This window comes from Streptomyces niphimycinicus, assembly GCF_018883605.1.
Taxonomy (GTDB): Bacteria; Actinomycetota; Actinomycetes; order Streptomycetales; family Streptomycetaceae; genus Streptomyces; species Streptomyces niphimycinicus.
Window position 1 is genome coordinate 1 of the sequence record NZ_JAHLEM010000425.1, and the last position, 14,174, is coordinate 14,174.

13 protein-coding genes are annotated in these 14,174 nt (G+C 70.6%); 10 read left to right on the forward strand and 3 right to left on the reverse strand.

Annotated features, from left to right (window positions below; all coding sequences use genetic code 11):
- From KN815_RS31525 to KN815_RS31555, 7 genes are all read left to right on the forward strand, one after another.
- On the forward strand, positions 1 to 643 hold a 643-nt coding region (locus tag KN815_RS31525), incomplete at its 5' end, for a glycoside hydrolase family 3 C-terminal domain-containing protein (protein ID WP_216345277.1).
- A gap of 185 nt (positions 644 to 828) precedes the next feature.
- A complete protein-coding gene (locus tag KN815_RS31530) occupies positions 829 to 1,749 on the forward strand; it encodes an AEC family transporter (RefSeq protein ID WP_216345278.1) in 921 nt (306 codons plus the stop codon).
- Positions 1,750 to 2,007: 258 nt separating this feature from the next.
- Complete coding sequence (locus KN815_RS31535) at positions 2,008 to 2,826, forward strand: SigB/SigF/SigG family RNA polymerase sigma factor (protein ID WP_372458532.1); 819 nt, start codon at positions 2,008 to 2,010, stop codon at positions 2,824 to 2,826.
- 179 nt (positions 2,827 to 3,005) lie between these two features.
- Entirely contained in the window at positions 3,006 to 3,845 is an 840-nt protein-coding gene (locus KN815_RS31540; RefSeq protein WP_216345279.1) for an SDR family oxidoreductase, read from the forward strand.
- 46 nt (positions 3,846 to 3,891) lie between these two features.
- Complete coding sequence (locus tag KN815_RS31545; protein WP_216345280.1) at positions 3,892 to 4,533, forward strand: cysteine peptidase family C39 domain-containing protein; 642 nt, start codon at positions 3,892 to 3,894, stop codon at positions 4,531 to 4,533.
- A 129-nt stretch (positions 4,534 to 4,662) separates the two neighbouring features.
- Positions 4,663 to 5,490, forward strand: coding sequence for an LLM class F420-dependent oxidoreductase (locus KN815_RS31550; RefSeq protein WP_216345281.1), 828 nt, complete (start codon positions 4,663 to 4,665; stop codon positions 5,488 to 5,490).
- 16 nt (positions 5,491 to 5,506) lie between these two features.
- Positions 5,507 to 5,938 carry a TIGR03668 family PPOX class F420-dependent oxidoreductase gene (locus KN815_RS31555; protein ID WP_216345282.1) on the forward strand — a complete coding sequence of 144 codons (432 nt, stop codon included), beginning with the start codon at positions 5,507 to 5,509 and terminating at the stop codon, positions 5,936 to 5,938.
- A gap of 22 nt (positions 5,939 to 5,960) precedes the next feature.
- Here the strand turns inward: KN815_RS31555 and KN815_RS31560 are convergent, their stop codons facing one another.
- Entirely contained in the window at positions 5,961 to 6,338 is a 378-nt protein-coding gene (locus tag KN815_RS31560; RefSeq protein ID WP_216345283.1) for a DUF2267 domain-containing protein, read from the reverse strand.
- Positions 6,339 to 6,506: 168 nt separating this feature from the next.
- Between KN815_RS31560 and KN815_RS31565 the strand changes: the two genes are divergently transcribed.
- Positions 6,507 to 7,217, forward strand: coding sequence for an HdeD family acid-resistance protein (locus tag KN815_RS31565; RefSeq protein ID WP_216345284.1), 711 nt, complete (start codon positions 6,507 to 6,509; stop codon positions 7,215 to 7,217).
- Positions 7,218 to 7,617: 400 nt separating this feature from the next.
- On the opposite strand, the gene KN815_RS31570 is transcribed toward KN815_RS31565, so the two are convergent.
- Together KN815_RS31570 and KN815_RS31575 are read right to left on the reverse strand one after the other, a co-directional pair.
- Positions 7,618 to 10,383, reverse strand: a complete 2,766-nt coding sequence (locus tag KN815_RS31570) for a glycoside hydrolase family 2 protein (protein ID WP_216345285.1) — start codon at positions 10,381 to 10,383, stop codon at positions 7,618 to 7,620.
- Positions 10,384 to 10,616: 233 nt separating this feature from the next.
- Positions 10,617 to 11,771, reverse strand: a complete 1,155-nt coding sequence (locus KN815_RS31575; RefSeq protein ID WP_216345286.1) for a baeRF2 domain-containing protein — start codon at positions 11,769 to 11,771, stop codon at positions 10,617 to 10,619.
- 130 nt (positions 11,772 to 11,901) lie between these two features.
- On the opposite strand from KN815_RS31575, the gene polX reads away from it, so the two are divergent.
- Both polX and KN815_RS31585 read left to right on the forward strand, forming a co-directional pair.
- The gene (gene polX, locus KN815_RS31580) at positions 11,902 to 13,647 is read left to right on the forward strand and encodes a DNA polymerase/3'-5' exonuclease PolX (RefSeq protein WP_216345287.1); all 1,746 of its coding nucleotides are present in this window, start codon (positions 11,902 to 11,904) and stop codon (positions 13,645 to 13,647) included.
- Positions 13,644 to 14,174 (forward strand): uracil-DNA glycosylase (locus tag KN815_RS31585; protein WP_216345288.1); only part of this gene is annotated, 531 nt, incomplete at its 3' end. The genes polX and KN815_RS31585, both read left to right, overlap by 4 nt.

A 14,174-nucleotide genomic window follows, 5' to 3' on the forward strand; every position in this document is an offset into this window, starting at 1 on the left:
GGGCGGCTGGCTGGACCGCACCCCCGCCGTGCTCCAGGCGTGGCATCCGGGGATCGAGGGCGGCAACGCCATCGCGGATGTGCTCTTCGGCACCGTGAACCCCGGTGGCAAGCTCCCGGTGACCTTCCCGCGCGCGGTCGGGCAGATCCCCATCTACTACAACCATGAGAACACCGGACGCCCCTACGACCGGGCCAACCACTACACCTCCAAGTATCTGGACCTGGCCCACGGACCCCAGTTCCCCTTCGGCCACGGCCTCAGCTACACCACCTTCGACATCGGCGAACCCCGGCTCAGCGTCAGCCGGGTCCGGGCCGAGGCGCTGCGCAAGGGCGACACGGTCGAGGTCGCGGTCGCGGTGCGCAACACCGGGCGCCGCAAGGGCGATGAGGTGGTGCAGTTGTACATCCGCGATCCGGTGGCGAGCATCGTGCAACCGGTGCGCCGGCTCAGCGGTTTCCGCCGGGTCAGCCTCGGCGCCGGGAAGGCCACCACCGTCCGCTTCCGGCTGAGCGCCGAGGAGCTGGGCTTCTGGACCCAGGACCCGCACGGCGGATTCCTGTTGCAGAAGGGCGAGATCCGGGTGTTCGCGGGCAACAGTTCGCTGGCGAAGGGCGGCCGCACGCTCACCATCATCTGACCTCCGACCGGCGCCGGGTAACCGATTTCACCCGCGCCGCGGCCGAATTACTTGTAGGGTGCATGCTGACCGCTACGCATCCGGAAGACGCCCTTGATGACCGCCGCGCCCTGGCCCTCGACCACCACGACGAGCGGACGGGACCCCGCGGCACACCGTGCGGGCCACGATGGGGTGGAGGCCCAGTGGGCGGTGTGATCACCGGCTTCGGCGTCATCGCGGCCATCATCGTCGTCGGCTATGTCATCGGGCTCCGCCGCTCGCTCGGCGACCACGGCCGGCAGGTGCTCACCAAGCTCTCGTTCGATATCGCCTCCCCCGCGCTGCTGTTCACCACGCTCTCCAAGGCCGACCTCTCCGCCATCATCTCCACCCCGCTGCTGGTGACCGCTCTGAGCACCTTCGTGGTGGCGGGCACGTTCGTCACCGTCGGCGCCGTACGGCGGTGGAGCGTGGGCCGGACGACGATCGGCGCGCTGTGCGCGAGCTATGTGAACGCGGGCAACCTCGGCATCCCCATCGCGATGTACGTCCTGGGCGACGCCAGCCTGATCGCCCCGGTGCTGCTCTTCCAGCAACTCGTCATGACCCCGATCGCCCTGACGGTCATCGACCTCAGCCGCCCCGACCGGCGGCCCTCGCTGATCCGCAGGCTGACCACGCCGTTCCGCAACCCCATCGTGATCGGCTCGCTGTCCGGCGTCCTCGTGTCCGCCGCCGGCTGGCACATCCCCGGGCCCGTCACCGAACCGCTCTCGCTGCTGGGCGGCATGGCCGTTCCCGCCGTCCTGCTGGCGTTCGGGATCTCGCTGCCGGGCACTCAACTCCCCGGACGCGGCGCGGAACGCGGGCCGGTGCTGCTGTCGGTGGCGCTGAAGTCCTTCGCCCAGCCGGTGGTGGCCTGGGCCATCGCCGCGGGCGTGTTCGGGCTGGGCGGCCCGGCGCTCTTCGCCGCCGTCGTCACCTCGGCGCTACCGGCGGCCCAGAACCTGTTCACCTACGCCTCACGGTATGAGACCGCCACCATCCTGGCCCGGGAGTCCATCCTGCTGTCCACACTGCTCGCGCCACCGGTGCTGATGACGGTCGCCGCGCTGCTGGGCTGAGCCCGGGCCCACGGCGGCCACTTCGGGCGGGTGTTCGCCCGGTGTGCCGCCGCGCGGCGCCGTCGGTGAGAACTTTGTTTGCCCTTCGGGGCCCAGGGCAGGCGGATACTCGTGCTTCGGACCGTAGGCACGCACCGCGGGAGCAGTCTGCATTGCTCCACACCGCGGCGGCGCGCCGGTCAGCACGTCCCCGTGAACCTCCCGCGATGCGCCCCCGGTCCCAGGTGACCCGTCAGCCCATCGCAGGAGGTGTGTTCCGTGACGACCGCGACGCAGGACATGGCACGGCCCCAGACCGGCCCCACGAAGCACCCGCATGACGACGCGCCCGACACCAGCGCCGAGTTCGCGGAAATGGCCCGTCTCCCCGAGGGGCGGGAGAAGGAGGCACTGCGCCGTCGGGTGGTGGAGGCGTGGATGCCGATGGCCGAGCGGCTGGCCCGGCAGTACCGCAACCGCGGCGAATCCCTGGAGGATCTCCAGCAGGTGGCCGCGCTCGGTCTGGTGAAGGCCGTCAAGCGGTACGACCCGGAACACGGCACCGCCTTCGCCGGGTTCGCGGTGCCCACCATCGTCGGCGAGATCAAGCGCCACTTCAGGGACCATCTGTGGGTGCTGCACGTCCCCCGCCGGGTCCAGGATCTGCGCAACCGGGTGCGGGCCGCCCACCGCGAGCTGTCCCATTCGGCGGACGACCGGCCGCCGCGGACCCAGGACATCGCCGAGCGCACCGGGCTGACCGAGAAGGAAGTGCGGGCCGGTTTGGAGGCCATGGGCAGCTTCACCCCGCTGTCCCTGGATGCCCAGCTCACCGGCGCCGACGACGGCTTCTCGCTGGCCGACACGCTCGGCACCCAGGAGACCGCGTACGACCGGGTGGTGGACCGCGAGGCCGTGCGGCCCGGTCTCAGCCGGCTCCCCGACCGGGAGCGGCAGATCCTCTACCTGCGCTTCTTCTGCGATATGACACAGGGCCGGATCGCCGAGCAGCTCGGCATATCGCAGATGCACGTCTCACGGCTCATCAACCGCACCTGCTCGACATTGCGCGACCAGGCGCTGGCCGAGGCCGGCTGAGCGTCGGCCGACCGGGCCGGGCGCGCGTTGCGCCGCTGGAACGATGTGCATCGCCTTAGTGGGTGACCGTGGCGCCGTGGGGAGCGGCGGCTCCCCCCGCGGACTGCGAGGGTCGGTGCGGCGGGTGGGACGCCCGAGCGGACGGGTGACGGACGCCCAAGCGAAGGAGACGAAAGCCAGTGAACACCAATCCCGAGCGTCCTCCTCCGGTGCCTGTCCCGGAACTCCTCAAGGGGCAGAAGGCGCTGGTGACCGGGGCGAACTCGGGGATCGGCAAGGCGACCGCGATCGCCCTGGGACGGGCCGGCGCGGATGTGGTGGTCAACTACGCCAGTGACCGGCCGGCCGCCGAGGCCGTCGTCACCGAGATCCGGAGCCACGGTGTGCACTCCTACGCCCATCAGGCGGATGTGTCCCAGGAGGACCAGGTCACCGACCTGGTGTCCACGATGGTCGACCGCCTGGGCACGATCGACGTCCTCGTCGCCAACGCGGGGCTCCAGCGGGACGCCCCCACCGTGGAGATGACACTGGAGCAGTGGGAGAAGGTCATCTCCGTCAACCTCACCGGCCAGTTCCTGTGCGCCAGGGAGGCGATCAAGGAATTCCTGCGGCGCGGGGTGGTCCCGGAGGTGTCGCGGGCGGCCGGGAAAATCATCTGCATGAGCTCGGTCCACCAGATCATCCCGTGGGCGGGCCATGTGAACTACGCGTCGTCCAAGGGCGGTGTGGCGATGCTGACACAGACCCTGGCCCAGGAGTTCGCGCCCCAGAAGATCAGGGTGAACGCGATCGCGCCGGGCGCCATCAAGACCCCGATCAACCGCAGTGCCTGGCAGACCCCCGAGGCGCGGACCGCCCTCCTGGAGCTGATCCCGTACCGCCGGATCGGCGACCCCCTGGACATCGCCAACGCCGCCGTGGTCCTGGCCTCCGACCTGTGCGACTACGTGGTGGGCACCACCATCTACGTCGACGGCGGCATGACCCTCTTCCCGGGTTTCGCCACCGGCGGCTGACCGGGGACAACGGCACGGCGGGCGGATTTCGGGAAGACTGGCACACATGTCGAACGCCCCGGTTTCCCTCATCCATCCCGTCCCCTACTACGCCCAGTGGGAGTCGGCCGCTCTCGTGCCCGACATCATCGCGGGCACCCTGTCGGCCGCCGACGACCCGCTGTGGCAGAAGTCCGGGGCGGCGAACCGGGAGGAGTACGCGTTCTGGTCGTGGCGGCTGTGCGGGATGGCGTGTCTGCGGATGGTCCTGGACCACTGGCGTGGCACCGCGCCGCCCGCGGTGACGCTCGCCGAGGAGTGTGCCGAGGCGGGGGCCTATGTGCGCCACCCGGACCGGGTGGACGGGTTGATCTACGCTCCGTTCGCCGCCTACGCGCGGCGGCGCTGGGGGCTGTTCGCCGAGTCCCGGCCGCGGCTGCCTGCCGAGGAGCTGCCGGAACAGCTCGCGGCCGGACGGCTCGCGATGCTGTCCGTCCACCCCTCGCTGCGCACCCTGGACCCGCGGCCGCCGCACCGGGGCGGCCATCTGGTGCTGGCCGTCGGCGCCACCCCCGACCATCTCCTCGTACACAACCCGTCGGGCTTCCCGGACGGCTCCCAGCGCTTCGCCGAGGTCCCCTGGGCCGACCTCGGGCGGTTCTACGCGGAGCGGGGTGTCCTGCTCGGCCCGGGTGAGCACCGGTCGTGAGGCACACGCCGTCCCGGGGTCCTCGCCACGGGCACACCGTGTCACTCGTGCGCACCGTTGTGGTTTCCCCCGGGCCGGGTACCCATGTGGTTCCCGTAGCTCATCGACGCACCTTCCCAGGGAGCCGCAGTGAAGATCGGCGTATCCACGTTCGTCACCGACCAGGGCATCCGGCCCGCTCCGCTGGGGCGGGCGCTGGAGGAGCGCGGTTTCGACTCGCTCTTCATCGCCGAGCACAGCCATATCCCGGTGGACCGCCGCACCCCCTATCCGGGTGGCGGAGAGCTGCCGGAGGTGTACTACCGCACTCTCGACCCCTTCGTGACGCTGGCCGCGATCGCCGCGGTCACCGAGCGCCTGCTGCTGGGGACCGGGATCCTCCTGGTGGTGCAACGGGACCCGATCACCACCGCCAATGAAGTGGCCTCCCTCGACCTGGTCTCCGACGGACGAGCCGTCTTCGGGGTCGGCGCCGGCTGGAACCGTGAGGAGATGGAGAACCACGGGACGGATCCCGCCACCCGGGGCCGGCTGATGAACGAGCGGCTGCGGGCCATCCGTGAGCTGTGGACGAAGGAGAAGGCCGAATTCCACGGGGAGTTCGTGAACTTCGACCCCGTCTTCCAGTGGCCCAAGCCCGTCCAGCGGCCGCATCCGCCGATCTATGTGGGGGGTGGCGGCGACGCCGCGTTCCGGCGGATCGCGGACCTCGGGGACGCCTGGCTGGCCAACAGCGGATCCCCAGAGGAGCTGGGCCCGCAGATCGAGCGGATGCGTGAGGTGGCCGGCCGTGAGGTGCCGGTGACGATGTACGCGATGCCGGAGGACGCCAACGCGATCGAGGGATATCGGCGCGTCGGGGTGGAGCGGGTGCTGTTCTATCTGCCGACGATGCCGGAGGCGGAGACGCTCAAGCGGCTGGACGCGATGTCCCAGGTCGCCGCCCGGTTCCGGTGAGCCGCCGGGGGCCGCGATGCCGGAGCTGACGAGCGCGCAGGCGCGCGAGCGTTTCGCGCGCGCCAGGCTGGCCCGGCTGGCGACCGTCGGCGCCGAGGGCCGCCCCCATCTGGTGCCGGTGGTCTTCGCGCTGACCGGCGACACGGTGGTGACGGCCGTCGACCACAAGCCGAAGCGGACGATGCGGCTGCGGCGCCTGGACAACATCCGCGCCCACCCCGCCGTATGCCTCCTGGTGGACGACTACGACGAGAACTGGGACCACCTGTGGTGGGCGCGGGGCGACGGCACGGCCCGCGTCCTGCCCCCGGCCGACGAGTCGGCGCTGTCCGCGGATTACATCCGGCTGCTCGTGGACACCTACCCGGTCCAGTACGGGGACCGGCCGCCGCGCGGGCCGGTCGTGGAGATCACCGTCGGGCGGTGGAGCGGCTGGCGGGCCGGATGAGCCGCATCGGCCGTCGGGCGGGTCAGCGTGCGGACTCCGCCATCCTCGCGAACTCGCTGCCCAACTGGGACATGGCGTGGTCGTACTCCTCGGCGGAGACCGCCTCCCGGAGCGTGGCGAGGACCGCCCGGACACCCCGGTCGGCCTCCGGCTCGGACAGCCCGGTGCGCTCATGCACCCTGCGGATCGACTCGTCGGGGTCGAAGATCTCCATGTCCCCCTCCCCGCGCTGAAGGGACTCCCTGAGGTGTTCGGGCAGCTCCCGGGCGAGATCGCGGGCCTCGCCCGCGCTGAGGCGGGCCGCCAGGGTCTCCAGCGTGGCGCGGGTGACATCGGCCGCTTCCTGCCGTGAGAGCTGGGTGCGGTCCGCCACCGTCCGGAAGAACTCCCTGTCGTCCATGCGGGCCTCCCTATGACGCGCACCAGCACACGGCCTCATCCACCACCTTCCCATGCGTGACCGCGGCCCGCGAGGCACTGCCCGGTGTCATCAGGCGCGGGGACGCGCGCGGGGGGACGATGGTGGTGTGGGCCATGGCCCTCTGTTCACTCGAGGAGGTGGACGATCATGACTTACTCCTCCGACAGTCCGCATGGTGCCGAGCAGCCGAGAGAGGAACCCCCCGGCCGGCAGGGACGGACCTCCGGTGCGGGCAGCCCGTACGCCACGTTGGAGAACACCATGTCCAACGCCGCCTGGCAGGTCCTGGTCGCCGGCGGGGTGGTGGCGATCGCGCTGGGCATCATGGTGCTGGTGTGGCCGACGGCCACCCTGGCGGTGGTCGGCGTACTGTTCGGTGCGTATCTGCTGATCAGCGGGATCTTTCAGCTAGTCGCCGCCTTCGGTACGCATATCCCCGGACAACTGCGGGTGCTGAGTTTCATCACCGGGGGGCTGAGCGTGCTGCTCGGACTGCTCTGCTTCCGGGGGCCGGCCCAGTCGATCCTGCTGCTCGCACTGTGGATCGGCTTCTCCTGGCTGATCCGGGGCGTGATGCAGACCGTCACGGCGGTCTCCGCCGAGGGCATGCCCGCCCGGGGCTGGCATCTGTTCTTCGGTGCGCTCACCATCCTGGGCGGCATCATCCTGATCGTGGCCCCCTTCGGCTCGATCACGGCGCTCACCGTGGTGGCGGGCATCTGGCTGCTCGCCCTGGGCATCATCGAGATCATGCACGGCATTCAGTTGCGCACCCATCTCGGCGGCGGTGCGCCCCGCGCGGAGCACCAGGGTCTGCACTTCCCCCGCTTCCGCTCACAGCCGCATCCGCAGGGGTAGCCGGGCCGTCGCGATGGCCGCTCACGGCCGCCGCGACGGTGCGGGACGGTCAGGGGCTCCGGCTCGGGACGGGGTGACGGGGTGACAGGGCAGGTCAGCGGGTCTGCACCCACCACGCCATCATGCCGATGGCCGCGGTGCCGCAGGCGTATGACGCGCCGCGGACGAAGTTGGCGGCCGCGAGCCGGCCGTATCGACGCCATCTGCTGGTGGAACGGCTGGGTACCGGTGGGCGAACCTCCATGGTGTGCATATGGAGCCCCTTTCGTGAACGTACGGACAGTGACTGTCCGACACGGGGGAACGACGCGCTGGAGAAAGCATACAAAAGTGTGAACTTGCTCCATGCATCGGACTCGCCGGAAAAATTCCTTTCGACACGATTTCAGGACAGGGCCGGTCAGTGGGATTTGGCCGCCGCGGGGACGGTACGGGTGGCGGTGTTCCAGCCCGAGATCCGGACCGAGGGGGCCGAATCGCCCAGGTCCGCCGTGCGATAGGTGGCGGAGAGCGTCACCGACTCCCCCGGCCACAGGCTCACCTCGTTGTCCGACCAGCGCACGGGCAGGACGGGGGTGTCCGAGCCGTTCACCAGATGGGCGTCCACGAGCAGCGCCGGTGTGCCGCGGCTCGCGGTGTTGCGCAGGGTGACGGTCGTGGTGGCGGTGGAGTCCGGCCCGCCGGTCGTGGTGGCGGTGGCGGACACGGGTGCCTCGGCCATGTCGTCGAGCCCGGTCAGATCCGCGTAGGAGGTGGTGGGGGTGTAGTACCAGTCGGTGTTGTCCCAGTCGAGCACGTCCCGCTCGGTGGAGAGCCAGTACACATTGCGGCCGATCTCCTTGCCCGCGCCATCGGTGAGCTGGAGCTTGGCCAGATAGGCGCCGGACACTCCGCTCACATTCGCCGGGACGGTGAGTGCGGTGGCCTTGCCGCCGTCGCCCGGCACCCGGAGACCGGTGGCGCTCTTGTCGAACTTCCGGGTGCCGTCGGGGGTGTAGAGGCTGACCCGGGCGGTGAGACCGGTGGTGTCGGTGTGCCGGTTGTTGACCACGACCACCGAGCGGGAGTCGTACGAATACTGGATGTGCAGCGGCTCATTGGCCTTCTTGGCGCCGTAGTACGCGCCGCCCTGGTCCAGATAGCGGTCGAAGAGCTGCCAGTGGAGCGAGGTCCAGCCGCTGTTCAGCATCCAGTGGACGACTCCGGTGGCGGGCCGGGAGGTGTCGGAGAAGTTGCGCGCGTACGCCTCGAACTGGGCGCGCACCGCCTCGTAGCGCGCGAGCCGCGCCTTGCGTACGTAGTCCGTCAGCCCGGTCGGCGGTCCGTAGCGGCCGATCAGCGCGTTGTCGAACAGCTTGAGGTCACCGAAGGTGTCCGACGGGGACCGGTGGTACTGCTTGGCCGACGGATCCCGCCACAGGGTCTCCAGTTCGCTGGGGGACATCATGCGCCGCAGCGTGTCCAGGGTGGGGATGTCGGGTCCGGCGCTGGTCTCGGAGTTGAAGCCGGTGGCACCGCCCTCGCGCTTGGCGTACCAGTAGTCCGGCGGGACCCAGTCGTAGGGGCCGGTCATCTTCATGCCGGACTTTCCGAGCTTCGGGGAGGACTTGGCGGAGGCGGCGGGGATCACCGGGTTCGGCCAGTCCGCCGCTTCGAGGGCGTCGAGGTAGTTCTTCTCGATGGTGGCGTCGGGGGCGAAGTCGCTGCCGATGAGGAAGGAGATGACGCTGGGGTGGTCGCGCAGCCGCGCGGCCTCGGCGGCCATCGAGTCCTTGGCGACGGGGTAGTCGGCGGCGTTCCACTTGTCCCCCGTCTCATCGCCGTTGACCTGGCCCTCCCACTTGTCGCAGCACTCCCAGCCGGGGAGGGTCAGAATGCCGTAGCGGTCGGTGAGGTCGAAGAACTCGTCCGGCTCGATATGGCCTTCGAGGCGGACGGTGTTCAGCCCCAGGTCGAGGGTGTACTTCAGCCGGTCCGCCACCGAGCGGGCGTCCCAGCGCAGAAACACATCGGGGGACCAGCCGCCCGCCTTGATCAGCAGCGGGCGTCCGTTGATGCGGTACTGGCGGGCACCGTCGGCGTTCAGCGGCGCCTTGACATCGCGGACGCCGAAGCTGTGGTGCGCGGTGTCGGAGGGGGTGCCCGAGACGGTGGCGGTCAGATCGAGGTCGTACAGCGGCTGATCGCCCATCCCGGCGGGCCACCACACCTTGGGCCGGTCCAGTCGCAGCGCCGGAACGTCGTCGGGGGTGAAGGTGACGGCCTTGGTCTCGTGCGGGGCGAGGGACACCGTGCGGCTGATGGCCGCGGGCCCGGCGGTACCGGAGACCGTGGCGGTGACCGTTGAGCCGGAGTCATTGCGTACCTGGGCCTTGACGGTGAGGTCGGCGGAGGCGAGCGAATCGGTGTCCAGCCGGGTCGTCACATGCGCGTCGCGCAGGGCCACCGGGCCACCGCGGCGGATCAGCACATCGCGGACGATGCCCATGTTCTCGTCGGGCGGGGGCTGTAGCCAGTCGATCCAGCCCATCGTGAGGTTCTTGCGCGGATCGCCTGGCTGGACGCGGAACGCCACGGTGTTGGTGCCCGCCTTGACCAGGTCGGTGACGTCCAGCTCATGGTGGGTGTACGCACCGGCGATCCGGTCCTTGGTGGCGGCCTGGACGCCGTTGACATACACATCGGCGGCGGACACCACACCGCTGACGTCCAGATAGGTACGGCGGGAGGGGTCGGCCACGGTGAAGTCGCTTCGGTACCACCAGGGGACGGCGAAGTCGGCGGCCGGGATCTTCTTGAGATTGGTCGAGTAGAACGGATCCGGGTACGTGCCCGCCTTGAGCAGCCCGGCGAGCACCGTCGACCGGGGCCCCACCGGGTGCCAGCCGGATGTGGGGTAGCCGGGGGTGGAGATGGCCGCGGGGGTGTCCGACACCTTGGCCGAGGACTGCGTGGCGAAGCCCGCGAGCGCAGTCGCGGTGCCCGGGGCCCCGCCCACCCGGGTCACCGGGGCGGGAGCGCCCGTAGCCGTCCCGGGGCGCGGGGGTGCGGCGCCCGTGGTCAGGGAGACGGTGAGGAGGAGGCCGCCGATGGCGAGCGAGGCGGTCAGGGCGCGTCGGACGCGGGCTCGCGCCCGCCGCCGGGATGGTGCCGGACGGAGGACCACGGATGTCTCCCTGAGGGCAGGCAGAGCATTGGTTAAGTAGGTTTCCTAACAATCTAGGGACGGTAGAGAGCTGAGGGAGGCATGTCAACCAGCCCCGCTGAGAAATGGCCCTTCCGGCGCATTGGGCGGTTATTCGCGGTACGAGCGGTCATTCGCGCCGAGGCGCCGGGCGCGGATACTCCGCGCCCGGCGCCGTACGCCTCGTCAGGCTTCGTGACCCTCGTGCGCGCTCGTCAGGCGTGCCAGCGCAGCACCGCGCCCAGGCCCCCGGCCGGTCCCTGGAGCCCCTCCGGCACCACCAGCACCTCGGTGTCGGCCACCGCCGCGGACCGCACCAGCGCGTCGTCCGCGCGGGCGGGCTCGGGTGTTCTGACGCCCATGGCACGCGCCTGGGAGCGCTGTACGGCCACCTGATCGGCATCGGGGCCGATCCACACCTCATGGCGCATATCGCCCCCGGCGGTCCCCAGCAGCAGCGTGGCCGCCTGGTGGCTGCGCATGGCCTCCACGACCGCGGGCACGCCCTCCGCCGCCCCGCTGGTCTGCGGTCCGGCGCCGTCGTGCCCGCCCGGGCCCGGTCCGCCGGGGCGGCCCCGACCGGCGCGGAAGAGGTCGAGGACCGACTCCAGATGGGCACGGGCGTACTCCGCGCGGGCGTGGTCGATCTCCGCGTTCAGCAGCTCGGAGCAGCCGGAGGCCCTGCTGCCGTGGCGCATCTCCTCCGTCGTGGCGCGCAGCGGCTCGGGCAGCCGGTCGCGTACGGCCCGGCGCTCGCGCGGATCACCGGCCAGGATCAGCAGTTCGGCGTCGCCGTCCGACCACTGCCGCACCAGCTCGTCGGCCACCCGATCGGCGGTCTGCTCCCAGGTGTTCCCGACCCGGTTGCGGTAGTGCCACTCATGGCGGTCGGCGGGCACCGACCGGTGGCCCCGGCCATGCGCTCGCCTCCCCGCGGCGCGGCCCGCCGGACGGCTTCCGGTGTCGTCCCGCAGCTCCAGATCGGCGCCCGCCTGGTCGACGAAGGCCACCAGACAGGCCGGCCACTCGCCACGGAACGCGGCCAGTGGCGCCACCCGCGGCAGCATCGACCAGGACGTCACCACATCGATCGGGGACGCGGCGAGCGGCAGGTCCAGCACCACCTCACCATCCGCCGCGAACAGCGCCCGCCCCGCGGACGCCCTGGCCACCTGCTCACCGGCCAGCCGCTCGATCACCGCGTCACAGGTGGCGCGGTCGGCGCCCTGCCCGGCGAGCTGATCCGCCACGAACCGCTCCCGCAGCATGCGCCGCCTGGGCGCGTCCTCCGTGCTGCGGGAGGTGTCCATGTACACACCGGCCCATGGACCGGGGCGGTCGAACAACGGCTTCAGGAATCCAACGTCCATGACCTCCCCCAAACCCGGGGACACGCAGGGCGGGAACCGGCCGACCCGATTCCGCGGATCGCCGTTTCGCTCCTGACACCAGGATCCCTCCACCTCACCGGGTTCGCCAGAGACGGCTAGAATCGCTGGCATGGCTCGCTCCAATGAGGAGGTCGAAGCCCTCCTGCGCGAGTACGCCGATCTCCTCCTGATCACGGGCGGGGACGCGTACCGGGCGCGTGCGTATGAGAAGGCCGCCCGGGCGATCGGTGGCCATGCGGCCGATATCTCGCAGTTCGACGCGAAGGCGCTGCGGGACATCCCCAATGTGGGCCGGTCGATCGCCGACAAGGTGGTCGAGTATCTGCGCACCGGGACCATGCCCGCCGTCGAGGAGGCGCGTGCCGCGATCCCGGCCGGGGTGCGGGAGCTGACCGCCATCCCGGCGCTCGGGCCGAAGAAGGCCATGATCCTCTACGAGGAGCTGGAGATCTCCTCGATCGATCAACTGGCCCAGGCGATCGAGGAGCACCGGCTGCGCGATCTCAAGGGCTTCGGGCCGAAGTCGGAGGAGAACATCCTCCACGGCATCGCGCTGATGCGCGCCGCGGGCGACCGCATTCCGCTCGACGAGGCCATGGACGTGGCCAATGACATCGTCTCCGCCCTGTCCAAGGTGCGTGGCTGCCGCCGGTGTGCGTACGCCGGGTCGCTGCGCCGGATGAAGGAGACCGTGGGCGATGTGGACATCCTGGTCGCGGCGGAGGAATCCGGCCCGTTCATGGAGGCGTTCACCCGGCTTCCGATCACCTCCGAGGTGATCGCACACGGCCAGAAGAAGACATCGATCCGCACCACGAAGGGGCTCCAGGTGGATCTGCGGGTCCTGCCGCTGGACTCATGGGGTGCGGGGCTGCTCTATTTCACCGGCTCCAAGGCGCACAACATCCGCGTCCGCGCCATCGCGGTGCGCCATGGCCTCAAACTCTCCGAGTACGGCCTCTTCGAGACCAAGAGCGGCAAGTCCATCGCCTCACGCAGCGAGGAGGACGTCTACGCCCGGCTCGGCATGGACTGGATCCCGCCGACGCTGCGCGAGGACCGGGGCGAGGTCAAGGCCGCCCTCGAAGGCCAACTCCCCAAGCTGGTGACGGAGTCCGACCTACGAGGCGATCTGCACACCCACACCGATCTCACCGATGGGCTGGAACCGCTGGAGGACATGATCACCAAGGCGGAGCGGCGCGGATACGCGTACTACGCCATCACCGATCACGCCCCCAAGCTCTATATGCAGCAGATGACCGAGGAGAAGATCCTGGCCCAGCGGGAGCGGGTGCGCGAACTCGACCGGGGGCGCGGACGCGGGCACACCCGGCTGCTGCACGGTGTGGAGCTGAACATCGACACCGAGGGAGACGTGGACTGGCCGCCCGAGTTCCTCGAGGACTTCGATGTGTGCGTGGCCTCGGTGCACACCCAGTTCGGCATGGACCGCAAGGCCATGACCCGGCGGCTGGTGAGGGCCTGCGAGAACCCGTACGTCCATGTCATCGGCCATCCGACGACCCGGCTGATCGGCAAACGGCCCGGTATCGACGCCGACTTGGACGAGGTGTTCGCCGCCTGCGCCCGCACCGGCACCGCGCTGGAGATCAACGCGCATCCGGAACGGCTCGATCTGTCGGACGACAACATTCTGCGGGCGAAGTCCTACGGGGTGGTGTTCGCCCTGGACAGCGACGCCCACTCGACCCGGGATCTGGACAATATGCGCTACGGGGTGGGCGTGGCACAGCGAGGCTGGCTGACCCCGGACGACATCATCAACACCTGGCCGCTGACCCGACTGCGGCGTTTTCTGCGCAAGGACAAGGGGCAGCAGCCTCCCACATGACCACTTCCGAACCCGCGCCCTCCTACCCGGCTCAGCGGGCCCCCTGCGCCGAAACCCTCGCCGAGCTGGACGAACTGCTCATCGACTGCCGTGCCTGCCCCCGGCTGGTCGAGTGGCGGGAGGAGACCGCGCGCACCAAGCGCCGGGCCTACGCCGACTGGGACTACTGGGGGCGGCCGGTGCCCGGCTTCGGGCCACCGGACGCCTCGGTGGCGATCGTGGGCCTCGCACCGGCCGCCCACGGCGGAAATCGCACCGGCCGGATGTTCACCGGCGACCGCGCCGGTGACTTCCTGTACTCGGCGCTGTACGACCTGGGGCTGGCCAGCCGGCGCACCGCCACCCACCGCGGCGACGGTCTGGAGCTGCGCGGGGTCAGGATCACCTCGCCGGTGCACTGCGCCCCGCCCGCCAACCGCCCCACCCCCGGCGAGCGCGACACCTGCCGCCCGTGGCTGGCCCGGGAGCTGCGGCTGCTGCGGCCGACCGTGCGGTCCGCCGTGGTGCTCGGCGCGTTCGGCTGGCAG